This window comes from Enterococcus sp. DIV0691 (assembly GCF_051711145.1).
Taxonomy (GTDB): Bacteria; Bacillota; Bacilli; order Lactobacillales; family Enterococcaceae; genus Enterococcus_B; species Enterococcus_B hirae.
The window spans coordinates 2,426,312-2,449,778 of sequence record NZ_JBIOLY010000001.1 but is presented as its reverse complement, the minus strand read 5'-3'; the positions used below and the strand labels follow the sequence as shown (position 1 = coordinate 2,449,778).

Genomic DNA, 23,467 nt, shown 5'->3' with positions numbered 1-23,467 from the left:
GGCTTATTCATTTTTCTATTTTCAATATGAATTAGAAAAAAAGAGTGAAAACAATAAAGGAGTGTATTAAATGAGTGAAACGACCCAATTACCAAAACGAGAAGAATTGCCTGAAGAACTGACTTGGGATCTCACCAAAATCTTTTCTAGCGATCAAGAATTTGATGAAAAATACCAAGAATTAACAGAAGAATTAAAAAATTCCGATCAATATAAAGGAACATTAGCAAAGGGTGCGACAGAATTTCTGAATGCGCTTGAATTTGTTTTAGATGTTTACCGAAAAGTGGAACTCATTTATGTCTATGCTCATTTAAAAAATGACCAAGATACAGCAAATACGACTTATCAAGCGTTATATGCGAGAGCAGGAAGTTTATTTTCTAAAGTAAGTGAAGCAGTCTCTTGGTATGAACCAGAAGTCCTTCAACTTTCGGATGAGCAGATTTGGCAGTATTTTGAGCAAGAGCCGAAGTTAGAACTATATCGTCATTACGTAAAACAAATGGTGGATAATCGTGCGCATATATTATCTGCAGAACAAGAATCATTACTAGCTGGAGCAGGAGAAATTTTTGGCGCTTCCAGTGATACATTTGCTGTTTTAAACAATGCCGATCTAGAGTTTCCTACAATCGTGGGAGAAGATGGGAAAAAAATCCAGCTTTCTCATGGTGTCTATGGTCAATTGATGGAAAGCACAGATCGTACAGTTAGAGAAGCTGCATTCAAAGGGCTTTATCGTGTCTATGATCAATTTAAAAATACGTTTGCTTCAACATTGAGTACCCATATCAAAGGGCACAATTACAAAGCAAAAATTCGCCATTATCATTCTGCTAGAGAAGCTTCTTTGAGCAACAATCATATCCCAGAAAGCGTTTATGATACATTGATTGAAGTAGTCAATAAAAATCTTCCGCTATTGCATCGCTATATGGAATTACGCAAACGTCTTTTAAATGTAGAAAAACTGCATATGTATGATCTATATACACCAGTATTAGGAGAAGCTCCTATCAAGTTCACTTACGAAGAAGCGAAACAGAAAGCTTTGGAAGCTTTGGCACCAATGGGGGAAGAATATCTGTCAGTGGTAGAAAAAGCTTTTGCTGACCGTTGGATCGATGTGGTCGAAAATAAAGGGAAACGAAGTGGCGCTTATTCTTCAGGAAGCTATGATACCAATCCTTATATTTTAATGAACTGGCATGATACGTTGGATCAATTATTTACGCTCGTACATGAAATGGGACATAGTGTGCATAGTTACTTTACTCGTTCAAATCAACCGTTTGTTTACGGTGATTATTCCATTTTCTTAGCAGAGATTGCTTCAACAACTAATGAAAATATTTTGACAGAATACTTGCTTGAAACTGAACAAGATCCACGTGTTCGCGCATATGTCTTGAATCATTATCTTGATGGATTCAAAGGAACGATTTTCAGACAAACACAATTTGCAGAATTTGAGCATTTCATGCATGAAGAAGATGCCAAAGGTGTACCTTTGACCAGTGAATATCTAAGCGACAGTTATGGGGAATTGAATGCCAAATATTATGGATCAGCGGTAGAAAAAGATCCGGAAATCAAATATGAATGGTCTCGTATCCCACATTTCTACTATAATTATTATGTTTATCAATATGCAACAGGCTTTTCAGCTGCCTCTGCTTTGGCGCAGAAAATTTGGGGTCAAGAGCCAGATGCTCTAGAAAAATACCTTACTTATTTGAAATCAGGAAATAGTGATTACCCAGTTGAAGTCATGAAAAAAGCAGGCGTCGACATGACAAAAGCTGATTATATCGAATCAGCTATGACTAAGTTTGAACAACGATTAAATGAATTAGAGGAACTAGTTGAAAAATTGTCATAAGTGTTCGAGACAAGCATGCGTTGATTATCAACAGATAGCTTCTGTTTCTTTTATCTGATCTAAATAGCTGAAACCCACAAAAGTCCTATGTGGATTTCTGTGGGTTTTAGTTATTTACCTCATAATTAAAATAAATAAGAGCATTTTATTTTTTTATAGTTGCTTGTTTATATTGACGTAAATTTTATTTTTTCTTATGCTATAGAAAATAATTTGTCTGATAGATGTTGGAGATGCCTATCAATACTTCTAAAAATACATAGATGGTATTCAAGTGTCAACTCTATGAAATAAGCCAAAATTTTTCTTATTGTCAGAGAAGTTGCACAATATTTTTGTACCATACACATTCAAAAAAGAAATGGAAGGATGAATATGTCTTTTTGGGGATTTGAACAAGAGTCAGATGAAGTAGTGTTAACTTATGTCAATTGTCATGTACGTTGTCTGCGAGAAGCTGCTCGCTTGGAAATGAAGAAAAGAAGAGCAAAGAACGCGAAGAATAAAAAACAGAGCTATAATAGGAAGAAGGTGTCCCAGAAATGATGGAAGTACAAATCACTAGAAAAAGTGAGTTAACAGAAGGTGGTTGTAATGCCTGTGGTATCGTAGATGCTGCGATCTATTCGCTGCAATTAGGAACGAAAACAGCAATCATCGCTGATTTGACTGTGGGTTCGTTAGTTGACAGTCTAGCACTACTAGAAGGATATGAAGGTGAGGACATCTATGAAATGTTAGGAGAAATTCGCCAGTTGAGTAGAGCGGGCAAGACGATCAATGTTTCTGAAGAATTAGGGAATGTGACTTTTTGTACAGCTGATCAGCAACTGACCGTCAAAAATAGGATGGAGCGTCCAGCCTTATTTGAGCAAGTTAATCAGATCCTTCAACAGTTTTTTGAATTAGGACCATACAAATTTAAAGAAATAGCCACTGTACCAAAACATGATCCTGAATGGCAAAAACGAATCGAAGATCAAACGGATCATGCGTATTTATTTCAATAATAGTAGATGTTTTATTGAAATGGATATGGTGAGAAAATTAGCTGCAAAAAGACCGACCGCCAAAAGTTGTTTAAATGAACTTTTGACGGTCGGTCTTTATTTTGACACTTATTTTCAGGTAGCATTTCATGATTATTTGTTTTTTTGAAAAGTGACGATCTTACTTTTGCTTTATCCTTTTGAAACGTAACGTTGAACTACCTTACATTTCTTTCATTGGATTAAGCTGAAACACTTTCTTCCATAATCTTTGTAGTACCATTGCCGATGTGTGCCACATAAAATTCTGGGGCGTAGCCAACGACGTCTAAGTATTCATCATAGACCTTGTTTTTAAAGTTAGGGATATTTTCTTCTTTGACTAATGCGATCGCACAGCCACCGAAGCCAGCTCCTGTCATACGGGCGCCTAGAACACCTTCTTGTTTTTGTGCTGCATCGACTAATGTATCAAGCTCGATACCAGTTACTTCATAATCATGTCTCAACGAATCGTGTGAAGCATTTAATAATTGACCAAAAGCAGCCAAGTTTCCTTGTACCAGTTCAGCTTTAGCTTCTAGTGTTCGTTGGTTTTCAGTAACTGCATGACGAGCACGACGAATCAATGTGTCATCACCAATCAAATCAATGTTTGCTTCAAATGTTTCTTCGTCTAAATCACCTAATGCTTGGATAGCTAATTTTTGTTGGAGACGTTTTAGTGCTTCTTCACATTCACTACGTCGTTCATTATATTTAGAATCAGCTAATTCACGACGTTTATTTGTATTCATGATTACTACTGCATAGCCATCTAATTTTACTGGAACCATTTCATATTTTAACGTATTTGTATCAAGTAGAATAGCTTTGTCTAATTCGCCAAAGCCAATCGCAAATTGGTCCATGATCCCCGAGTTGACACCGATAAATTCATTTTCTACTTTTTTACCAATTTGAACTAATTCAAGTCGATCAATGGATAAATGGAATAAGTCTTCTAAGGCAACACCGACTAACAATTCTAAGGAAGCGCTACTTGAAAGTCCTGCACCGTTCGGGATCGTCCCTTCAACTAAGAGTTCAAAACCATGTTCAATTGGGTAGCCTGCTTCGTTTAGTTTAACGATCATACCTTTGACATAGTTTGCCCATCCTGCTTGTTTGTCGTAATCAAGTTGGTCTAAAGTAAAGCTGATGACACCGTCGTCTTCAAAGTTTGTTGAGTAAACCAATACTTTATTATCCTCACGAGGTGCGGCAACTCCTTGTGTGCCATAAGTGATGGAGGCAGGGAAAACATGACCACCGTTATAATCTGTATGTTCACCAATCAAGTTGATTCTGCCTGGAGAAAAATATTGTGTGGTTTTTTTAGGTCCAAAGATTTCTGCGAATTTTGTATTTAAACTGCGTTTGATTTCCATAGTTAGATACCCTCTCTTGTGTCGATTTTAAATTCTGTAGTTGTTTCAAATGGTGTGTGTGCTGTTAAATGAATATTTCCAAAAGCTGGATACTGTTCTGCTCCGGGAGCGATTTGAGTCTCAAACGTGATACCACCATGGTTGGCTAGTTTCTTTCCATGCATTTCTGGGGTGTCTTGCCCAAAGTTAGCAGTGAAGATCACAACACTAGGTGAATCGGTCATGATGCTTACTTTGATTTGTTCATCGGGACTTAATAAATAAGCCGATACATGATTCATACCTGGGTTATTTAAAAAGAAAGGATGATCGATCCCATCAACAAGTTGTTTTTGTTCAAATTGACTAGTAAAGACGGTGGCTAATTTTTGAGGTGTTTGAAAATCAAAAGGTGTTTGAGCAACACTCGCTTTTTCGCCAGTTGGTATACTATCAGGTCGTAATGGAGCGAAAGACTCACTGTCTAGCCAAAGCGTATGTTGATCAATTGATTCTTCTACATCGCCACTTAAATTGAAATACACGTGGTTGGTCGGATTGAAAAGCGTATCCTGATCACTGATTGCTTGCGTTCTAACACGCCAAATGTTGTCTTCTGTCAAAGTATAACAAACTTCTACGGATAGATTTCCAGGAAAACCATGTTCTCCGTCGGGACTGGTAGTAGTAAATGTGACTGAGCTTTCTTTGTCTGTTTCACTTAGTTGATACGTCCATTTTTTCTGTTCAAATCCTGGTGTACCTCCATGAAGTGAATGCCCTGTCTGAGGATCGACACTCAATTGATAGGTTTGATCATTCAAAGAAAATTGGCCTTTTTCAATCCTACCTGCTGTTCGTCCGATCGTTGCTCCGATATAGGCATCTTTTGTCAAATATTCTTGTGCGGAGTCAAACCCTAAAATTAATTCCCGATCATTAGCAGTTAGTTGAACGATCCGTGCACCTAAGTCAGTGACGGCTAATTTAAGTCCGTGAGTATTGGATAATGTTATCAAATGGTACCCCTGACCAAAGTCTTTTTCTGTAATCGTCATAATATAATTCCTTTCTTAATGTTGTGGAATGATAAAGTCATCTTCTAATTCAGATGCGAGTTCTTCATGTGAAGCTAATTTATTTTCTAGTTCTTTGACGATTTGCGCATGTTTTTTCTCTGTCAAAGTGATCTTCCAAGCAAAAATGATGGCAGAAAAGAACATCAATGCTGCAGGAACATAAAATGCATACGCTTTAAAAGTCATGATCCCATGATTGGTAATATCAGCAGCAGAAGCATTTCCAGTCATACCAGCTGCGATTGCGACAAACCCAACGATCCCATTAGATAAAGCACCTGCAATTTTATCGAGCAGTGGGCGAATCGATAAAGTCACAGCTTCGTTACGAATCCCATTTTTCCATTGTCCATATTCTACAGAATCAGTGATCGTCATCAAGGCAGATAAAAAGATCAACTGTTGTGGGAAGTAAAATAAAACAAGTCCAACGATCACGATCGGTAAGCTAGTACCTGCGATAGAGAAGAAGAAGTAAGAACTGATCATCATCGCAATACCGCCGATATAGACATAGCGTCTAGAAATCAATCGTGTCAAAGCAGGGAATAAAGGCACAGCGACTAGTCCAAGTAAAGCTGCTACTAAACCGACAATCCAGAATTGAGTTGGTTGACCTAAGACATATTTGAAAAAGTAGAATAAAACGGCAGTTGTTGCTACATTGGCAATAGCATAAGCAATGTAAGAAAGTGCTAACCACATTAATTGGTCATTTTGGGCAATTGCTTTAAAGACATCTTTGATGCTTGCTTTTTCATTTTGTTGACGAATCGCCGTGTCGACTTCTTTTGTTCCTAAAGCTGTAATAATTGCAGTTCCTCCAGAGATCACAGCGGTAATCACACCGAACCAGAACCAACCTGAAGCGCCTTCAACATGATGAGCAGTGACTAAATAAGTGAAAAATGTGACGATTGGTACGACGACCAAAGTGGTCCCGTTTGCTCCTAAGGAAGAACCGAATCGAGCAAAAGTCGCGAATTTTTCTCTTTCTTTGGTTTCAGTACTTAAAGCTGGAATCATTGACCAAAAAGCAATATCTTTAAATGAATAGAAACTATCTAATAATACAAAAACAATGGTAAAAAGGATGATAAACAAAGTTGTATTGTGAGTAGCAAGGCCAAAGAAATTAGTAAAAAGAAAAATCAAAAGGAATGAACTAACTAAACCACCAATGACCAGCCATGGTTTAAATTTTCCATATTTTGTCCGAGTATTATCAATAATCCCGCCAATCAATGGATCGAAAACGATTTCAATCAAACGAATACCAACGACTAAACTGGTCACCGTAGCGATCATTCGAGCAGTAGTTGCTTTATCTGTACCTGCAAACATCTCGCTTGTTACAAAAACCATAAAATAAGTGCTGAGAGTAACATAAAAAGTATCATGACCGAATGCGCCTAAAGCATAAGAAACCCGTTGTATCATTTTGTTCTTCATAGTATCTAATCCCTTCTTTGTTAAATATACAATAAAAAGTTAACCGGTTACAATAAATAAAAAAAGTTCTTTTTCTACTATTGACTTTATCAAGAAAACGCTTCCTGGTGAATATATTTTTGTGACTAATATTTAACTTTTTGTTGCACGTTGTAGAACAAGAAGAGTAAAGTAAAAACAAAGGAGTGAGAGCGATGGAGCAAGCAATATTTTTAAAAAAAGAACGTCAAGAATTAGCTAAAGGGTGTTATTTTGACTTTTGTGGATTTTCAAAAACTTTGCCATATCATTCTTTCGGTCCAGCAATCAGACAAGATTATGTGTTACATGTCGTGATGGAAGGTAAAGGAACTTACCATGTGAAAGAACAGCAATATCAATTGCAAAAAGGAGATCTGTTTTTGATCCGGCCAGGGGATTCTACTTTTTATTTAGCAGATGGTGAAGAGCCTTGGGTCTACTGTTGGTTGTCTTTTGGTGGGCCATTAGCGAAAGAGATCATTGAACGTTCCTTATTCAAAGAAGATCAGTATACAATGGTTTCTGCAGGTATTTCGGCATATATAGATATTATTTTGGACTGTCTTCATTATTCACAAGACGGTTTAGCAGATGAGTTAGAATTGACGGCTTTGACTTATCGCTTTTTATCCGTATTACTAAAAGATGGCGGGAAAATCGGTTTGGGAAATCAAAAGGTTTCTTCGCCACTAGCAATCGAAACAGTGAAGTATATTGAAGAACACTATCCAGAAAATTTAACAGTAGAGGAAATTGCTCGACAACTGTCAGTCAACCGGAGTCATCTATCAAGAGTCTTTAAAAATCAATTAGGAACGAGTATCAAAGAATATTTGATTGGCGTGCGAATCAACCGAGCAGCATTTTTATTATCGTTGACTGATGATTCAGTAGAGAGTATCGCTTATCAAGTTGGTTTTAATAGTTTAGTTGTATTTAGCCGAATGTTCAAAAAGACAACTGGAGAAACAGCAACAAATTATCGGAAACGGATGAAAAATGAAGCGTCCAAAAACCTTTCATTAGGTGCTTTGAAGAAAGAATTAGAAGAACAAGAGATTGTTTCCTGGTCTACCTAACCATAAGGCAGGAGACTAATGACATTTTGTGTTCTGTGCTAAACTAGAAAATAGCAAGAATGAAGAGGAGTCAAGAAATGAGAACTTTGATTATCGTTAGTCATCCTACGATTGAGACATCATTGAACCAACAGTTTTTCAAAGAAGCAACTGAAAATTTAACGGTTACTTGGCATCATTTGGAAAAACATTACCCAGATTGGACGATTGATCGTGATACAGAACTTGAATTATTAAAAACACATGACCGGATCATCTTCCAATTCCCTTTGTATTGGTATAGTGCGCCAGCTCATTTAAAACTATGGGAGGACACTGTATTGGAACACGCTGACGAATTTCTTAAAGGCAAAGAATTAGGGATTGTCGTAACAACTGGCGTTTCTGAAAAAGAATATCAAGCAGGCGGGAAAGAAGAATATACCATTTCTGAATTATTAAGACCGTATCAGCGGATTGCCCACAAGTTTGAAATGACTTTTTTACCTCCATTTGTGATGGCGCAATTCATGTATCAAACAGAAGAAAAGCGTTGGGAGCGTTTAGTGGCGTATCAACAATACCTGACATTAGTAGGCAAACCGACCTTGATCCAGCGAATAAACTGGTTTATTGAGCGACTAAGCAGCAATCATTCTTTACAACAACTAGATCAGACTAAGCAAGCATTCTTAATCGACTATTTAGAGAATGAAAAAGAAGAGATTGAAGACCTCACATTTATCTTACAAGAATTAAAGGAGCAATAAAATGGCGGAAGAATGGTTTGTACGACAATTGGAAGAATTAAGTACATCGGTAGATTATGAAACAAAAGCTGTGTTGCATGAAACAAAAAAACTTTTACTGGAAATTTCAGAACGAAAAGTCCAATTACAAGGAGAAATCGATGGAGAATCCTGGAATCATCAAAAATGGTGAGTTTTGTTTATAAATAACACAGTTTAAAATGTTCAGAATGATGATTATTTGCTACAATGGGATTAAAGTAGGATTGAGAACGCTATTTTATATACTAATGGGTGGTGAAAGAAATGAACGAAGAAAACGAGCAAAGAGTCAATGTCCGAATGGCTCGTAGACAACAACAGAAAAAAGAAACGCAACGCCGATTGATCAAAATTGGTTCGGCTGTTGCTGTTTGCTTAGTCCTTATAGGTGCTGTTACAGCTCTTTATTTTCATGGAAAGAATAGTTCGAGTGCAGAAAGCTCGGTCGCAAAAACAAGCGAAACTACCACAAAAAAAGCTTCTTCCACAACGAAACCAAAAAATAAAGAAACTGCAAGTTCGACTCAAGAATCGAAAACAGGCACACTGACGGATCAGTTACAAACGATTATGACAGATTATACAAAGAAATTGGAAGAACAAACGCCTCGTTTGATCGAAGAATACCAAGCTGAGATTCAGAACAATCAAAACGGTGTGATGGGGTTGTCTGCGATTGCTAATCAAAAGGCTCGAGCGCTACAAGCTATTTCTGATGAAGGGATCAGCAAACTACAAGCAACGTATCAAGCAGCGCCAACCAAAGAAGGTGTAGATCTTGCAAATTGGATCAACCAACTTTCAGCAGATTATACGGAACAAGTAGCTAAAATTTCTGATATCTATCTCCGAACAAGTGCTTCGGTACAAGCAGAAACGTCAAGCAGTCAAACAACTAGTGAAACGGAAACTAGTGTTTCTCAGACGACTGACTCAACGACACAATCTTCCAGTCAAGCTACCCAAGGAACCGAAGGACAGACAGCAAGTGCTACTTCAAATGAACAAGCTGCTACTACTGTCGTTCAACAAGGAGAAGGTCCAAACCAGATTGCAGAACGTACAGGGATACCAGTTGATAAGCTTTTATCATTGAATGGGATGACGATGGACAGCTATTTCTTCAGTCCTGGAGAAGTATTGAAATTGAATTAAGCCACTGACAAGATGCCTTGATCAGCAAAAATAAGCTAGCGACCAATTAATTGATTGGACACTAGCTTATTTTTTTGAATTGAAATGGTTTGTTTAAGTTCATCGTGAACTGAATAAAAGATATAGATAATAGTAAGATAGTGATACATAAATAATCGTAGAAATTTTTTTATTTTAGACCATAAAAAAGCAGGGTCCCATTTGATGGGAAGCCCTGCTTTTTTGATGAAGATTAGCGACTTTTCAGTCTTCGTTCACGTAGAAAATAATGAATCGTCATGTAGCACAAAAACACGAGACCAATAATCAATGGAATTCTTGTTTCTTGATTGATAAACATAAAAATCAAGACAATGGCTAAAAATAATAAAGTAAGATAATTGGTATAAGGTGATAATGGCATTTTAAATGGATGATCTCTCATTTCTTCTGGGTGTTGTTTTTTAAATTGGATCTCACTAAGTAAGATAACTACCCAAGGAACCATCCCTGGTAAAATACTGGAACTATAGACAAAAACGAAAATATTTTCTGCATGATTCACAAACAAAGGTAACAGGTAATTTAAAACTAGGCCAATCAATATCCCGCTAGAAATCGCTACGACTGGATAAAAAGGTACGCCATGACGGGTTAGTTTTAAAAATTTCCTCGACATTTTTCCATTGATTGCTAAGGTGTAGATCATTCGACTGGCACTGAAAATACCCGAATTACACCCAGATAAGGCAGCCGTCAAGACGACGAAATTGATCAATCCGGCAGCAAATGTGATCCCGATTTTAGAAAATGTTTGAACAAATGGGGAACCTATTGTGCCTAATTGATTCCATGGATAGATACTAACGATAATAAAAATAGCACCAATGTAAAAAATCAAGATTCGTCCAATAGTTGATTGAACAGCTTCAACGATCGTTTTTTTCGGATTTGCAGCTTCTCCAGCGGCCATTCCGATCAGCTCGATTCCTTGATAAGATGCAACAACAATGGATAGCGCAAAAAAGAAACCTTTTACTCCGCCGGTAAAGAAACCGCCGTTTTTCCAAAGATTAGAGATCCCGACTGCTTGGCCTTGATTTCCTAAGCCAAATAAGATGACACCTAGCCCTACCAGAATCATCAAAACGATCGTGCCGACTTTAATCATTGAAAACCAAAATTCTAGTTCACCAAAAGCTTTAACAGAAGCTAAGTTGGCAAGCATCAAAAAGAGAATGACGACAATCCCAGGAATGATTGTTGGCAGATGAGGCCACCAATAATTCATATATTCACCGACTGCAATGACTTCACTGATCCCGACAACAATAAACTGAAAGATGTTACTCCAAGCAGTTAAATAACCAGCGACAGGATGAAGATAATTACTAGCATAATTCGCAAAAGAACCCGTTGAAGGATCGACATAAAGCATTTCGCCAAGTGCTCGCATGATCAAATAAAGAAAGAGACCTGCGACAGCATAGGCAACCATTACTGAGGGACCTGTCCAACGAATGGTTGAGGAAGCACCCATAAACAATCCTACGCCGATCGTTCCTCCTAGTGCAATCATCTGAATGTGACGGGCACTAAGGCTTCGAGTTAATTTTTCTTCTTCCATACTAAAACTCCTTTCATTTTTGAGTAAAACAAGCAAATACGAATAAATGATAGACATTAATAACAAATAAATGATCAATAAAGACAATTTGCTTTTAAAACTCTTGATGTGATTTTACAGAAAGTTCTCACAAATTGCGAGCCTTTCTTGTAAAAAAAATCATGCGGGATACTTGAAAATGCTTTCGTCTTTAGTTAAACTATAGTTAAATAAAAAGTTAGGTAAACCTAAAAGGAGTGGAGAATGTGTCAGAAGCGATCATTAATATCCAGCAATTAACCGTTGCTTATCAAGGAAAGTTAGCGTTAAACGAAATTGATGTAATGATCCAACCCAAAAAAATCACTGGGATCATCGGTCCAAATGGTGCGGGAAAATCAACTTTTATGAAAGCTATACTGGCTTTGATTCCCAAAGTATCTGGAGAAATTTCTTTTGGCGGTTCATTGCTAAAAGAAGCACGTAAAAAAATCGCTTATGTTGAACAACGAAATGAGTTGGATCTCTCTTTTCCAATTGATGTGTTAGGTGTGGTCTTATTGGGGACTTATCCATCATTATGGTTGGGACAACGTCCGGGAAAAAAAGAAAAAGAACGAGCACAGCAAGCATTAGAAAAAGTCGGTATGGCTTCGTATGGGAAGCGACAAATAAGCGAATTGTCGGGTGGACAGTTACAACGTGTTTTTATTGCCCGCGCATTGGCGCAACAAGCAGAATGGATTTTTCTTGATGAGCCATTTGTAGGGATTGATGCCGTAAGTGAGAAAAAAATTTTTTCAATATTGAAAGAATTAAAAGCAGCAGGTAAAACGATCATCATTGTTCATCACGACTTGCACAAAGTAACAGAATATTTTGATGAAGTGATTTTATTGAATCAGCAATTGATCGCTGCCGGACCTGTTGCAACTACATTTACTTCAGAAAATCTGAAGATTGCTTATGGTGAAGTGATCGGGCAATTAGTGAAAGGAGCAAAAGAAAAATGATCCAATCGTTTATTGAAGGAATGATGAACTACCAGTTTTTACAATATGCATTGTTCACATCAATGCTCGTTGGTTTGGCTTCCGGGGTGATCGGATCTTTTATCATCTTACGAGGGATGTCGTTGATGGGAGATGCTATTTCACATGCGGTCTTACCAGGAGTAGCAATTTCTTACATGTTTGGCTTTAGTTATATTTTAGGTGCCACGGTCTTCGGCATGCTGACGGCAGGGCTCATTGGTTTTGTCACCCAACGAAGTCGATTAAAAAATGATACAGCAATCGGTATCGTCTTTAGTTCATTCTTTGCATTAGGAGTCATTTTGATTTCTTTTGCCCAAAGTGCTACGGATCTTTACCATATATTATTTGGAAATGTGTTAGCGGTGAGAGAAAGCGACCTGCAGATGACGGCGATCGTTAGCGGTATTGTGTTATTGTTTGTGTTCATTTTCTATAAAGAACTCAAAATTACTTCTTTTGATCCGATGATGGCTAAAGCTTATGGGCTAAATATTACCTTGATCCACTATTTGCTCATGTTTTTCCTGACGTTAGTCGCAGTGGTTAGTTTACAGACAGTAGGGACGATCTTAGTGATTGCGATGTTGATCACACCAGCTGCTACAGCTTATCTATTAACGAATAGTTTAGTGAAAATGATTGCTATCTCATCAACAGTTGGTGTATTAAGTGCAATCTTGGGGGTATTTTTTAGTTATAGCTATAACTGGCCTTCCGGTGCAACCATCGTTTTAGCTTGCGCGCTATTCTTTCTGTTGGCATTTTGCTTTTCACCTTCTAAGGGAATCTTTTTTGCTCATAAACGGGTCATAAAAAGCGAGTAAAAAGAATGATCATGTAAAACAAATCATTTGAAAAAAGGAGTAATGAGATGAAAACCAATAACTATCGGATTTTTTGGGTAATGTTCGCAAGTTTCTTTTTGTTAGTGGGCTGTGGCAGTCAAGAAAAGCAGGAAGCTAATAAAGAAACGACTAAAGAAACATTGAATGTTGTAGCAACCAACTCTATCTTAGCGGATATGGCAAAAGAAGTAGGAAAGGAACATGTAGCTGTTCATAGTATCGTGCCTGTAGGAACAGATCCTCATGAATATGAAGTGTTACCAGAAGACATCAAAAAAGCGAGTGATGCCGATGTGATTTTATATAATGGGCTAAATCTAGAAACTGGTAATGGCTGGTTTACAAATTTAATGGAAACCACACATAAAAAAGAAGAGAAAGATTATTTTGCAGTGAGTAAAAAAGTAACACCCATTTATTTATCAGGTGGGACTTCCAAGAGTAAAGCTGACCCTCATGCCTGGTTAGATTTATCGAATGGGATGAAGTATGTAGAAGAAATTACCCGTATTTTTTCAGAAAAAGATGCTGAAAATAAAGCAGTCTATGAAGAAAACGCAAAAAAATATATTGAAAAGTTGAGCGAATTGGATGAAAAAGCTAAAACAAACTTTCAAACAATTCCTGAAGACAAAAGATTATTAGTAACGAGTGAAGGAGCTTTCAAATATTTTTCCAAAGCTTATGGAATCCCAGCAAGTTATATCTGGGAAATCAATACAGAAAGTCAAGGAACACCTGAACAAATGAAACGGATCATCAATCAAGTAAGAGACTCTGCAGTACCCGCTTTGTTTGTCGAAACAAGTGTTGATCCTAGAAGCATGGAACGTGTAGCGAAAGAAACGGGAGTAGCTATCTATGATCGATTATATACAGACTCTATCGATAAGGAAGGCAAACCAGGAGATTCTTATTATAAGATGATGGACTGGAATATCCGAACGATCCATGATGGGTTGACACAAGAAAAATAAATGGTACAAAATAACTTTCATTCAAAAAAACTAGAAAAGAATGCGTGCTAAATAGCCAGCCGAAGAGATCAAAATCAGTTCGTTAGATTTTGATTTCTTCGGCTTATTTATGCTAAAAATCAAGATTCAAAAAACAAGAAGCAGGAGGATTCATTTACCCTGATTTATGTGGAAAGTAAATCAAGCGAAGGCTCACTTATTTTGCAAGTAAAAAAATAAAAAAAACGTCTGCTTTTTGTTAGTTTCGGATACCTTTTTTTGTTGTTTTCCGTTATAGTTAAAGATAAGAAAGGAAGGTAAAGCTATGAATTTTACGCGTAAAGATAAACAACTAATCAAAGAAGAAATCCTTAAAGTGATCGAACAACAGGATAGCTCTGATAAAGATCAAGACCTTCAATTTCTTGAAACAGAAATGGCTAAATTATTCATAGCAAGTCCAAGTGAATCGGATGTAGAAGAACGTTATCCGGGGAAATGGCTTTTTGATGAATTTCAGCCATTAGATGAACAGACTGGAATTGGTTATTTTGTCTCGATTTCTTCTGTTGGATTTATTCCAGGAGTATTAGTGAAACAAAATAATGAAATCAATATCAAGGCATGGCCAGCATTATTTTCCACAATGGGGACAGAAGGGGTCATTGAAAAAATTCAATCGGCTTATTATAAAAGTTCGTTTATTGCAAATAGTAAACTAATGAATACATTCTATAATCGTTTGGTTTTGATTGCCCGCCCAGGAGATATTCCACAAACATTTACCTACTCGCAGCAAAAGAATCTCTACGAAGAAACATTATATTCCAGAGATTTATCCACTTTTTCCGCAGTAGAACAGGTTCGATTGCATGAATTGTTGCATACTAAGCCAGTATCGCTCAACTTTTTTCAAGCGCTAGATAACCAAAGAAAATGGTTGTCTCTCAACTATTGGGAAATCTTTGCTACTAGAAAAAGATGGATGGAAGAACGAAAGATCGCAGATCAACAGATCCAATTTGTCCAGCTAAAAAGAGATCGGCTTTATTACGGAATTTATAGTCGCTAGCAATTATTTGAATAGGTGGAAAAGATGACAAAAACCTTAAAAGAAGAAATCATTGAAGAAAGCAAACGTTTAGGTATTGATAAAATCGGTTTTACGACGGCAGAACCCTTTGATTATTTAAAAGAGTCTTTAGAAGAACAAAAAGCCGCTGGACATACTTCGGGATTTGAACATCCAGTGATTGAAGAACGTTTATATTTAGAAAAAACTTTTGATCGCCCACAATCGATTATCGCTATTGCTTTAGCTTATCCAACCAAGATCCATGAAGAGGTCCCAAAAGATGAAAAAAGAGGACAATTTGCACGGGCATCTTGGGGAATCGATTACCATGATATTTTACGTGACCGTCTCAATCAATTGATTACTTTTATCCAAAGCAGAGCAAGTGTCTGGCAACAAGAAGAAGCTTGGCGGTTTGCCCCACAAGTGGATACTGGAGAATTAGTAGATGTGGCTGTTGCACAAAGAGCAGGACTAGGATTTATTGGTCGAAATGGGTTGCTGATCACAGAAGAATACGGTTCATTCGTGTATCTTGGAGAAATTGTCACCAATATCGTATTTGAACCTGATGAACCAGGTGTTTTTGGCTGTGGTGATTGTACTCGTTGTGTGACAGCTTGTCCGACAAAAGCTTTGTTAGGCGATGGCAGGATGAATGCACAAAGATGTTTATCTTATCAGACCCAAACCAAAGGGCTAATGCCAAATGAGTATCGGAAAAAAATGCGAAATGTCATTTACGGGTGCGATATCTGTCAGTTAGTCTGTCCTTATAATCAAGGGAAAGATTTCCATTTCCATGAAGAAATGGAACCAAAAGTAGAAGAAGTCTATCCGAAATTAAAACCAATGCTTTCTTTATCAAATAAAGAGTTTAAACAACAGTTTGGGCATTTAGCTGGTTCATGGCGAGGGAAAAAACCATTGCAAAGAAATGCTTTGATTGCTTTAGCAAACCTTGGGGATACTTCGGCTTTACCTGAGATCGAAAGCTGTTTAAGTGATGTTCGACCGGTTATTCGAGCAACCGCTGCTTGGTCGATTGGGCGTTTAGGTAGAAAAGAACCAGAAAAATGGTTGGAAACTTTAGAGCAAATGAAACAACGCGAAGAAGACCAAGAAGTGATCACAGAAATTATAGAAGCGCAAGAAATGTTAGCCAAGAAAACGAAGCGAAAAAAGAGGACATGAAAGAAGCGGTCAGCTCCGAGCGAATAAGAGAAAATTTTATGTACAAGATTCCTTTCACTTCTATAATAAGAAAAAAATAGAGTATTATGCTAAAACAAGCGTAGTACGACAAAGAGACTAGGACAGTTAGTTTGTTCTAGTCTTTTTATTGATTAAAGTAAAATAATGGATCATAACTAAATAATAAAAAGAATCTGTATTAGAAAATTTCAATACTTAGAGTAGTATAATCCACTGAATGTTCGACTCGTTTGTAATTGAAGCAGTTCAAAAAATAGAATACTATCGGTTTTTTTTAGCAAAAAATCTAGAAATACCAGAAATTTCAAAAATATTAAAAAACTTATCCTAAAATTTTTTAGTAAAGGTTGTAATAATTACTCAATTTTTTGTCGTTTTGACACATAATTACTAAAAAAAAGGATAAATTAAACAAAAAAATCAAAAAAGTTAAAAAAAAATACTAGAAATATTACAAAATATAAGATTTTCTAAACTTTATAAGAAAATGTTAAAAAACGGTTTCTTTCTTATGAGATAAGGGTTCTAGGACTTTAGTCGTACTTTTTTGTCCAGAGTTATGTTACAAATGTTAAAAATTGGGATATTTTGTCATTAAATGTCATATTTCTTTTACCTATGAAATATTTCTAGATGATAAAGTTAATGACGTTGATAAATACATGGAAAAAAAAGGAGATAAACATGAATTCAATTAAGAAGATCGTTTTAGGAACAACTTTTGCTGCTGGTGCAACTGCAATGTTTGTAGGAACAACTGCTCATGCTGACGAAGTCTATACAATTAAATCAGGTGATTCACTATCAAAAATCTCACAAAAATTTGTTGGAGATAACTCATTGATCGATGCAATCGCTGAAAAAAATGGTATCAAAGACATCAACCGCATCTATGTTGGCGAAGAATTAACGATCCCGACTTCAAGTGATGCTTCAGCAAAAACAGTCGAAGCACCAAAAACAACTGAAACAGTAACGGAAGAACATACATATGTTGCTCCAGTTAAAACAGTTGAAGTAACACCTGCTGCTCCAGCTGCTCAAACAGCAACAGCTCCAAGCAATTCAAGTTCTGCAAAAGAATGGATTGCGAATAAAGAATCAGGCGGTTCTTACACAGCAACTAACGGCCGTTACATCGGACGTTACCAATTAGATGCATCATACTTAAATGGTGACTACTCTGCTGCAAACCAAGAACGCGTAGCTGATCAATATGTATCATCACGTTATGGCTCTTGGGATGCTGCTCAAGCATTCTGGTTAGCAAACGGCTGGTACTAAGTCGATTATTGAATACTAATAAAAAGACAAAACCAAGAAATCGTGTCATTCGATTTCTTGGTTTTTTTGCTGTTTAGGGATGAGACAGTAATGACAAAAAATAAAGATGAATGAAATAGTTATCTCTTTGTTCATCTTAGGTTTTCTTGATGTAGTTATGGAGATCTTTTTGATAGTCCGTTCCATGCCACGTACCAGTGTTTATAAATTCAGCTAAGAGATAACCGATATAAGGACCAGTCGTCAAACCAGAAGAACCGAGTCCACTTGCGACGATCAGATTTGGTTCATCGAATAAAGGACCAAAAAACGGAGCAAAATCAGACGTATATGCCCTCGTTCCTACTTGTAACTGATAAGGCTGTGAAAGTAATTTTTCTGGTTGTACAAAAAAAGCTTTTGTCTGTTCAGTCAACTGTAAAAATGCTTCATTAGTAGGAGTCAGATCCCATCCTTGTTCATTTTCATGTGTAGCGCCCAATAAGATTTTTCCGTCATTGAAGGGAATGAGGTCTGCTTCTCCATCTAGCATGGCAACAGGCCATTTTTGGCTTTGGAGCTGATGAGTAGTAAAAGCGATCAACTGCCCTTTTTGAGGACGAAGATCGACCTGATAGCCTAATGGTTCCAATAAAGACTTCAAGGAAGGTCCAGGAGTCAAAATGACACGGTCAAACGGTTCTTCACCAAATTCTCCGAGGATCAGCCAACCATCACTCCTTTTTTGTAGGCGAATCTTATCGTTTATTACTGTTACACCAGCCCTTTTCAAGCGTGCCGTTAAATAATGAAGGTAAGCTTTTCCGTCTAAACGGCCACCACCAGTGATGAATAAAGAGGGGGTCGGTTTTAATAAAGGAAGTAAATCAGCTGTTTGATCCGCTTTTAATAAATGGATTTCTCCGATCTCAGGTGCCTCTTTTTTTCGTTCTTCTGCAAGATCAAGTAATTCTGCTAATTGTTCTTTTTGTCGAAGCAAGAGTGTACCGGAACGAGCATAAATGGTCGGATCAAGTGCGAAATCTTGCACTAATTTTGGGAAAAATGCCGCACCGTCTTTGGCTAAACGATACCATGTTTTATTTCTTCTTTTGGATAACCATGGAGAAATGATTCCCGCACTTGCTTTGGTTGCCTGACCGATTCCATAGTCAAATAAGGTGATGCTGTATTTTGTGGTATCTACATAATTGGCTAATGTCATACCGATGATTCCACCACCGATAATGGCGATTTTTTCCATGTTTGATTCCTCCTTTACTTACAAATTGTATTTTTGCACAAAAAAACGGCAGTTGCAAACGACTGCCGTTTCAATCAATCATGAATGTTTTGTAGTTAAACTATAACGAATAAATAAGATAAAGCTGATAACTAATAGAAGAAGTAATACACCTAAAGCAACTTGTGAACCGAATGTCGTGGCGACTTTATAGCTCAAATCAGCATGCGCTTGAATAAGGTTGATAATGATTGCCACTAATGAAGTAGCAACGGCACCAGAAAATTGTTGTAAGGTGTTAAAAACAGCATTGCCATCACTTTGATAGTCATCCGTTAAAGCATTCATCCCAGTGGTCATCATATTGCTATAAGACAAACCAATCCCTATCATATAGATCACGTGGCAAGTAATCAACAATAGCAATGAAACATGTCCTAGAAGAAAGACTAGTGCGGACCAACCAACAAGAGCAAGGAGTAATCCGGCAAAAATCGGTTTTTTGGGACCGTGTTGATCAAGCAGTTTTCCAGAAAAAGGCGATAATACAGCGCCAATCGTAGCTCCTGGCAACATGGCGATTCCAGCGATGAAAGGGCTGTTTCCTTGAACAATCTGAACAAAATTTGGTAAGACAAAAGAAACGCCTAGCAATAAGAACTGGTAGATTAAAAAGCTAAATAAGAATAAACGAAATGTTTTATTAGAAAAAATGGTTAGTTGGATCAATGGATAATCGGCTTTTTTTGTTCGTTGATAAAAAAGGATCCCACCAATAATCGCTATTAGTAACGCAAACCAACTAAGCGGTTGTCCTAGCATACTCAAAAACGTTAAGCTACCGCTAAATAATAAACACAAACTAAATACACTCAACACATCCAAACGTCCACTTTTTTGAACGGGCATTGAAGGAATAGCAACCAAGCCGATGCCAAGAGAAAGAATCAAAATAGGAATCAAGAAAAGAAAGATATGATTCCAAGTGAAATTTGAAGTTAAGATTCCCCCATATGTTGGCCCGATAGCCGGAGCAATTGCTGTGGTCAGTGTTCCCACCCCCATCATCGCTCCGCGGCGGTTCATAGGCGCAAAGGTCAAAATAATATGGAACATTAGTGGTAAAGCAATCCCGGTAGCTGCCCCTTGTAAAAGCCGACCAAGTAATAAAATGAAGAAAGTCGGAGAAAAGAAGTCAACAATGATTCCTGCTAAAAAAAGCAGGTTTGAAAGTAAAAAGAGACTTCTAAGGCTGAAATTTCGTGTTAAATAAGTTGATAATGGCACGATGATCGAGATCATCAGCAGGTAAATCGTTGTCACCCATTGAACTTGTGCAGTCGTTAATTGAAACTGGTTGATCAACGTTGGAAATGTGACGTTCATTGCTGTTTCGATCAACACTCCCGCAAAAGACATCATGCCGGTTGCGATGACTGCAGGTACTAAGAGTAATTGTTTTTGTTTTGTCATATCCTCACCTCAAAAAATTTCGTAAAAAAAGAGAGTGATTTCTATTATAAAAATAGAAACCGCCTCTCTCTCGACACGTAATATACGTGTTATCTGTACGATTTATTTCCATCGCTTATTCTAGCATAGAGGTAAAAAAAGTGTCAACCAGGTTAGCCAAGTCTTTTGAAAAGAGTTATGATAGTAGAGAATAAATCATCGCAGGAGGAAAAAATGGCTACGATTGATTGGAAAAAAACGGAACCAGGTTATAGTAGTAAAAAAAAGCCACAGATCTTAACGTTATCCCCACAGAATTTTTTTAGCATAAAAGGAGTAGGGGATCCAAATGAAGACGATTTTCAGCGACGAGTGGCAGCTTTATATGCTGTTAGTTATGCGATCCGAATGGCCCCAAAGAAAAATTGGCAGATTCCTAACTATCTTCCTTACACTGTTTATCCATTAGAAGGACATTGGGGATTACAAGAAGCTTATTTGCAAGAAAAAGTAATGAAGAAGAGTCATTTTGCTTATCAGATCATGATCAAACAACCTGAATTTGTGACGAAAGAAGTTGCACATGAGGCTCTACTACGTGTAGCGGACAAAATTCCCAATGATTTGTTCGACCAAATAGTATTTAGTAGCATGGATGAAGGATTAGTCGCTCAGATGCTTCATGTGGGACCATATGAGGATGAGCCACAAACCTTTGAAAAATTAACAACGTTTATCGAAGAGCAAGGGTATCAACGGATAGCTAAAGAACATAAAGAAATTTATTTAGGGGATCCGCGCAGAGCCAACCCAGAAAAACTGAGAACGATTTTGCGTGTCAAGATTGCGCCAAAAAATCAACTAAAAAAATAAAAGTAAAAAATACCAAAAAAGGCAGAAAAACGATTATTTTTTTGCTATAATCAAAGACAAGAGGTGTCCGCTATGAAAAAAATCCAACGACAAGCATTTATTCGTCAAATCATTACAGAAAAACCAATCAGCACACAAGAAGAACTATTGCTTTGTCTTCAAGACGCAGGGGTTACAGCCACTCAAGCAACTATTTCGCGTGATATCCGTGAGCTGAAGTTAGTGAAGTCTACGGATGAAAATAAGCAAGTTCGTTACAATCTATTCAGTCAGCCTGCTGAAACGTTACATGAAGAACGACTACAAGCAGCTGTTAAAAGAGAAGTTTTGAAAATACAAGTTGTTCAATTTATGATTGTGGTGCTAACAGAAAAAGATGGGGCAGATGTCGTAACCAATTGGCTAGATGAAGTCGCTTATCCAGAAGTTGTTGCAACGATTGCTGGAGTGGATACATTCATTGTGATTTGCCGTTCGGAAGAAGAAGCACAAGATTTTGCAGAAAAATTAGAAAGAATGAGGGAATAAAAGAAGGGAGAATGATTTATGTCTTTGTTGAAAGCGCTACAAAACGGATCTGATATTCGAGGGATTGCCATGACGACGGAAACACATTCAGCTAATTTGACACCAGCTGAAATCCAAAAAATAAGTTGTGGCTTGGTTAATTGGTTAAAAAGGGATCATCCACGCAAATATCAAGAAGGTAAATTAACGGTAGGAGTGGGGCGGGATAGTCGAATCAGTGGTCCAACGTTAGAAAAAGCGCTGATTGACGGATTAATCGAACAAGGCATAAATGTTCTTGATTTTGAGTTAGCTACGACACCGGCGATGTTTATGGCTACTCAGTTTTCTCAATTCCAGTGTGATGCAAGTGTGATGCTAACAGCTAGTCATTTGCCGTTTTACTTTAACGGCATGAAGTTTTTTACAGCTAATGGCGGCGCAGAAAAAGAAGATATCGCATTTATTTTATCAGAAACAACACCAAATAAAACCAATCATAAGGGGACAGTCCAAAAAGCTGATCTGTTAACACCTTATGCAGAAGACTTAGTTCAAAAAATCAAAAATGGTATTAGAAAGAAAGGAATGTCTGACACAAAACCGTTAGCTGGCTGGCGGATCATCGTAGATGCAGGAAATGGCTCCGGTGGTTTTTTTGCTGAAAAAGTACTACAACGATTAGGAGCAGATACGGCAGGTTCGCAGTTTTTAGACCCCGATGGTCATTTTCCGAACCATATCCCGAATCCAGATAATGCTGAAGCCATGGCAAGTATCAAGCAAGCTGTTTTAGAAAGTCAAGCCGATTTAGGAGTGATCTTTGATACGGATGTTGACCGTTCGGCAGTAGTCAGTGCAAGTGGTCAAGTGATCAATCGTAACAATTTGATCGCCTTATTAAGTACGATCGTGTTAAAAGAATACCCTGGAGCGACGATCGTAACTAATTCACCAACGTCTAATCACCTAGAAACGTTTATTGAAGAAAAAGGTGGCAGACAAGATCGTTACATTTCAGGTTATCGTAATGTCATCAATCGTGCAATTGCATGCAATAAAGAAGGGATCGATGTTCCGTTAGCGATTGAAACAAGTGGACATGCAGCATTCAAGGAAAATTATTTTTTAGATGATGGTGCCTATGTCATTGCAAAAATTTTGATGCTTTTGCCAGAACTGAAACAAACAGAACAAACGTTGGAAGAGATTATCCACGACTTAAAACAGCCACAAGAAGTACAAGAAATTAGGTTAAGGCTTAGTGGAGAGGATCCGAAAAAACAAGGGGCAACAATTATTCAAGGGCTAGCGAACGAATTGAACGAAGAGGGACTGGTATTTCATCCGGAAAATGAAGAAGGAATTCGTTACGATCTAAAAGAACCATATGGGAATGGCTGGTTTTTATTACGAGCAAGTTTGCATGAACCATTACTGGTGCTTCAGATCGAAAATGATGAAGTTGGAAAAAATCAACACGTTTTACAGCTACTTGCGGAACATTTAAAGAAATACTCAAATGTTGAACCACTGATAGTGGATACTAAGGAAGCGAAGGGAAATGAAAAGTAAAA

The 23,467-nt window shown here is 37.4% G+C and carries 21 protein-coding genes; 15 read left to right on the top strand and 6 right to left on the bottom strand.

Going from position 1 to position 23,467, the window contains the following annotated elements:
• Window positions 1-70 precede the first annotated feature (70 nt).
• Window positions 71-1,885, top strand: a complete 1,815-nt coding sequence (gene pepF, locus IGJ11_RS11255; protein ID WP_034699929.1) for an oligoendopeptidase F — start codon at window positions 71-73, stop codon at window positions 1,883-1,885.
• A 542-nt stretch (window positions 1,886-2,427) separates the two neighbouring features.
• Entirely contained in the window at window positions 2,428-2,895 is a 468-nt protein-coding gene (locus tag IGJ11_RS11250; RefSeq protein WP_178287211.1) for a DUF4809 family protein, read from the top strand.
• 221 nt (window positions 2,896-3,116) lie between these two features.
• Here IGJ11_RS11250 and IGJ11_RS11245 read toward each other — a convergent pair whose 3' ends face one another.
• The 3 genes from IGJ11_RS11245 to IGJ11_RS11235 are packed head-to-tail and all read right to left on the bottom strand — an operon-like array spanning window position 3,117 to window position 6,814.
• Window positions 3,117-4,304, bottom strand: coding sequence for a galactokinase (locus IGJ11_RS11245; protein ID WP_010720860.1), 1,188 nt, complete (start codon window positions 4,302-4,304; stop codon window positions 3,117-3,119).
• A gap of 2 nt (window positions 4,305-4,306) precedes the next feature.
• Window positions 4,307-5,341, bottom strand: coding sequence for an aldose epimerase family protein (locus IGJ11_RS11240; RefSeq protein WP_178287213.1), 1,035 nt, complete (start codon window positions 5,339-5,341; stop codon window positions 4,307-4,309).
• A gap of 15 nt (window positions 5,342-5,356) precedes the next feature.
• Window positions 5,357-6,814 carry a glycoside-pentoside-hexuronide (GPH):cation symporter gene (locus IGJ11_RS11235; RefSeq protein ID WP_034699920.1) on the bottom strand — a complete coding sequence of 486 codons (1,458 nt, stop codon included), beginning with the start codon at window positions 6,812-6,814 and terminating at the stop codon, window positions 5,357-5,359.
• A 194-nt stretch (window positions 6,815-7,008) separates the two neighbouring features.
• Here IGJ11_RS11235 and IGJ11_RS11230 point away from each other — a divergent pair, with 194 nt between their 5' ends.
• The 4 genes from IGJ11_RS11230 (at window position 7,009) to IGJ11_RS11215 (ending at window position 9,839) form a co-directional block, all read left to right on the top strand.
• Window positions 7,009-7,914, top strand: a complete 906-nt coding sequence (locus IGJ11_RS11230; RefSeq protein ID WP_034699918.1) for an AraC family transcriptional regulator — start codon at window positions 7,009-7,011, stop codon at window positions 7,912-7,914.
• A 77-nt stretch (window positions 7,915-7,991) separates the two neighbouring features.
• On the top strand, window positions 7,992-8,663 hold the full coding sequence (locus tag IGJ11_RS11225; RefSeq protein ID WP_207431572.1) for an NAD(P)H-dependent oxidoreductase: 672 nt from the start codon (window positions 7,992-7,994) through the stop codon (window positions 8,661-8,663).
• A gap of 1 nt (window position 8,664) precedes the next feature.
• Window positions 8,665-8,835: a hypothetical protein gene (locus IGJ11_RS11220; protein WP_010720855.1), complete on the top strand. Its 171-nt coding sequence runs from the start codon at window positions 8,665-8,667 to the stop codon at window positions 8,833-8,835.
• Window positions 8,836-8,948: 113 nt separating this feature from the next.
• Entirely contained in the window at window positions 8,949-9,839 is an 891-nt protein-coding gene (locus IGJ11_RS11215) for a LysM peptidoglycan-binding domain-containing protein (RefSeq protein WP_010737107.1), read from the top strand.
• 232 nt (window positions 9,840-10,071) lie between these two features.
• Here the strand turns inward: IGJ11_RS11215 and IGJ11_RS11210 are convergent, their stop codons facing one another.
• On the bottom strand, window positions 10,072-11,445 hold the full coding sequence (locus tag IGJ11_RS11210; RefSeq protein WP_010737111.1) for an amino acid permease: 1,374 nt from the start codon (window positions 11,443-11,445) through the stop codon (window positions 10,072-10,074).
• A gap of 245 nt (window positions 11,446-11,690) precedes the next feature.
• Here IGJ11_RS11210 and IGJ11_RS11205 point away from each other — a divergent pair, with 245 nt between their 5' ends.
• The 6 genes from IGJ11_RS11205 to IGJ11_RS11180 all read left to right on the top strand — a co-directional run bounded on the left by IGJ11_RS11205 (window position 11,691) and on the right by IGJ11_RS11180 (window position 17,836).
• The gene (locus IGJ11_RS11205) at window positions 11,691-12,437 is read left to right on the top strand and encodes a metal ABC transporter ATP-binding protein (RefSeq protein ID WP_207431574.1); all 747 of its coding nucleotides are present in this window, start codon (window positions 11,691-11,693) and stop codon (window positions 12,435-12,437) included.
• Window positions 12,434-13,285: a metal ABC transporter permease gene (locus IGJ11_RS11200; protein ID WP_010720851.1), complete on the top strand. Its 852-nt coding sequence runs from the start codon at window positions 12,434-12,436 to the stop codon at window positions 13,283-13,285. Before IGJ11_RS11205 ends, IGJ11_RS11200 begins: the two co-directional genes overlap by 4 nt.
• Window positions 13,286-13,332: 47 nt before the next feature.
• Window positions 13,333-14,283, top strand: a complete 951-nt coding sequence (locus IGJ11_RS11195; protein WP_063627531.1) for a metal ABC transporter substrate-binding protein — start codon at window positions 13,333-13,335, stop codon at window positions 14,281-14,283.
• Window positions 14,284-14,587: 304 nt separating this feature from the next.
• Window positions 14,588-15,334 carry a hypothetical protein gene (locus tag IGJ11_RS11190; RefSeq protein WP_010720849.1) on the top strand — a complete coding sequence of 249 codons (747 nt, stop codon included), beginning with the start codon at window positions 14,588-14,590 and terminating at the stop codon, window positions 15,332-15,334.
• A 24-nt stretch (window positions 15,335-15,358) separates the two neighbouring features.
• Window positions 15,359-16,531, top strand: a complete 1,173-nt coding sequence (gene queG, locus IGJ11_RS11185; RefSeq protein ID WP_010720848.1) for a tRNA epoxyqueuosine(34) reductase QueG — start codon at window positions 15,359-15,361, stop codon at window positions 16,529-16,531.
• Between the two features lie 705 nt (window positions 16,532-17,236).
• Window positions 17,237-17,836: a LysM peptidoglycan-binding domain-containing protein gene (locus tag IGJ11_RS11180; protein ID WP_010737115.1), complete on the top strand. Its 600-nt coding sequence runs from the start codon at window positions 17,237-17,239 to the stop codon at window positions 17,834-17,836.
• Window positions 17,837-17,972: 136 nt separating this feature from the next.
• On the opposite strand, the gene IGJ11_RS11175 is transcribed toward IGJ11_RS11180, so the two are convergent.
• Together IGJ11_RS11175 and IGJ11_RS11170 are read right to left on the bottom strand one after the other, a co-directional pair.
• Entirely contained in the window at window positions 17,973-19,079 is a 1,107-nt protein-coding gene (locus IGJ11_RS11175; RefSeq protein WP_207431576.1) for an NAD(P)/FAD-dependent oxidoreductase, read from the bottom strand.
• A 78-nt stretch (window positions 19,080-19,157) separates the two neighbouring features.
• On the bottom strand, window positions 19,158-20,531 hold the full coding sequence (locus IGJ11_RS11170) for an MFS transporter (RefSeq protein ID WP_010737117.1): 1,374 nt from the start codon (window positions 20,529-20,531) through the stop codon (window positions 19,158-19,160).
• A 213-nt stretch (window positions 20,532-20,744) separates the two neighbouring features.
• On the opposite strand from IGJ11_RS11170, the gene IGJ11_RS11165 reads away from it, so the two are divergent.
• The 3 genes from IGJ11_RS11165 to IGJ11_RS11155 all read left to right on the top strand — a co-directional run bounded on the left by IGJ11_RS11165 (window position 20,745) and on the right by IGJ11_RS11155 (window position 23,465).
• The gene (locus IGJ11_RS11165) at window positions 20,745-21,383 is read left to right on the top strand and encodes a GyrI-like domain-containing protein (RefSeq protein ID WP_207431584.1); all 639 of its coding nucleotides are present in this window, start codon (window positions 20,745-20,747) and stop codon (window positions 21,381-21,383) included.
• Window positions 21,384-21,455: 72 nt separating this feature from the next.
• Window positions 21,456-21,911, top strand: coding sequence for an arginine repressor (locus tag IGJ11_RS11160; RefSeq protein WP_251849725.1), 456 nt, complete (start codon window positions 21,456-21,458; stop codon window positions 21,909-21,911).
• 18 nt (window positions 21,912-21,929) lie between these two features.
• A complete protein-coding gene (locus IGJ11_RS11155; protein WP_207431585.1) occupies window positions 21,930-23,465 on the top strand; it encodes a phosphomannomutase/phosphoglucomutase in 1,536 nt (511 codons plus the stop codon).
• Window positions 23,466-23,467: the final 2 nt, after the last annotated feature.

Coding starts and splice junctions, on each gene's coding strand:
- pepF (WP_034699929.1), top strand. CDS start 71: ATGAGTGAAACGACCCAATTACCAAAACGAGAAGAATTGCCTGAAGAA.
- IGJ11_RS11250 (WP_178287211.1), top strand. CDS start 2,428: ATGATGGAAGTACAAATCACTAGAAAAAGTGAGTTAACAGAAGGTGGT.
- IGJ11_RS11245 (WP_010720860.1), bottom strand. CDS start 4,304: ATGGAAATCAAACGCAGTTTAAATACAAAATTCGCAGAAATCTTTGGA.
- IGJ11_RS11240 (WP_178287213.1), bottom strand. CDS start 5,341: ATGACGATTACAGAAAAAGACTTTGGTCAGGGGTACCATTTGATAACA.
- IGJ11_RS11235 (WP_034699920.1), bottom strand. CDS start 6,814: ATGAAGAACAAAATGATACAACGGGTTTCTTATGCTTTAGGCGCATTC.
- IGJ11_RS11230 (WP_034699918.1), top strand. CDS start 7,009: ATGGAGCAAGCAATATTTTTAAAAAAAGAACGTCAAGAATTAGCTAAA.
- IGJ11_RS11225 (WP_207431572.1), top strand. CDS start 7,992: ATGAGAACTTTGATTATCGTTAGTCATCCTACGATTGAGACATCATTG.
- IGJ11_RS11220 (WP_010720855.1), top strand. CDS start 8,665: ATGGCGGAAGAATGGTTTGTACGACAATTGGAAGAATTAAGTACATCG.
- IGJ11_RS11215 (WP_010737107.1), top strand. CDS start 8,949: ATGAACGAAGAAAACGAGCAAAGAGTCAATGTCCGAATGGCTCGTAGA.
- IGJ11_RS11210 (WP_010737111.1), bottom strand. CDS start 11,445: ATGGAAGAAGAAAAATTAACTCGAAGCCTTAGTGCCCGTCACATTCAG.
- IGJ11_RS11200 (WP_010720851.1), top strand. CDS start 12,434: ATGATCCAATCGTTTATTGAAGGAATGATGAACTACCAGTTTTTACAA.
- IGJ11_RS11195 (WP_063627531.1), top strand. CDS start 13,333: ATGAAAACCAATAACTATCGGATTTTTTGGGTAATGTTCGCAAGTTTC.
- IGJ11_RS11190 (WP_010720849.1), top strand. CDS start 14,588: ATGAATTTTACGCGTAAAGATAAACAACTAATCAAAGAAGAAATCCTT.
- queG (WP_010720848.1), top strand. CDS start 15,359: ATGACAAAAACCTTAAAAGAAGAAATCATTGAAGAAAGCAAACGTTTA.
- IGJ11_RS11180 (WP_010737115.1), top strand. CDS start 17,237: ATGAATTCAATTAAGAAGATCGTTTTAGGAACAACTTTTGCTGCTGGT.
- IGJ11_RS11175 (WP_207431576.1), bottom strand. CDS start 19,079: ATGGAAAAAATCGCCATTATCGGTGGTGGAATCATCGGTATGACATTA.
- IGJ11_RS11170 (WP_010737117.1), bottom strand. CDS start 20,531: ATGACAAAACAAAAACAATTACTCTTAGTACCTGCAGTCATCGCAACC.
- IGJ11_RS11165 (WP_207431584.1), top strand. CDS start 20,745: ATGGCTACGATTGATTGGAAAAAAACGGAACCAGGTTATAGTAGTAAA.
- IGJ11_RS11160 (WP_251849725.1), top strand. CDS start 21,456: ATGAAAAAAATCCAACGACAAGCATTTATTCGTCAAATCATTACAGAA.
- IGJ11_RS11155 (WP_207431585.1), top strand. CDS start 21,930: ATGTCTTTGTTGAAAGCGCTACAAAACGGATCTGATATTCGAGGGATT.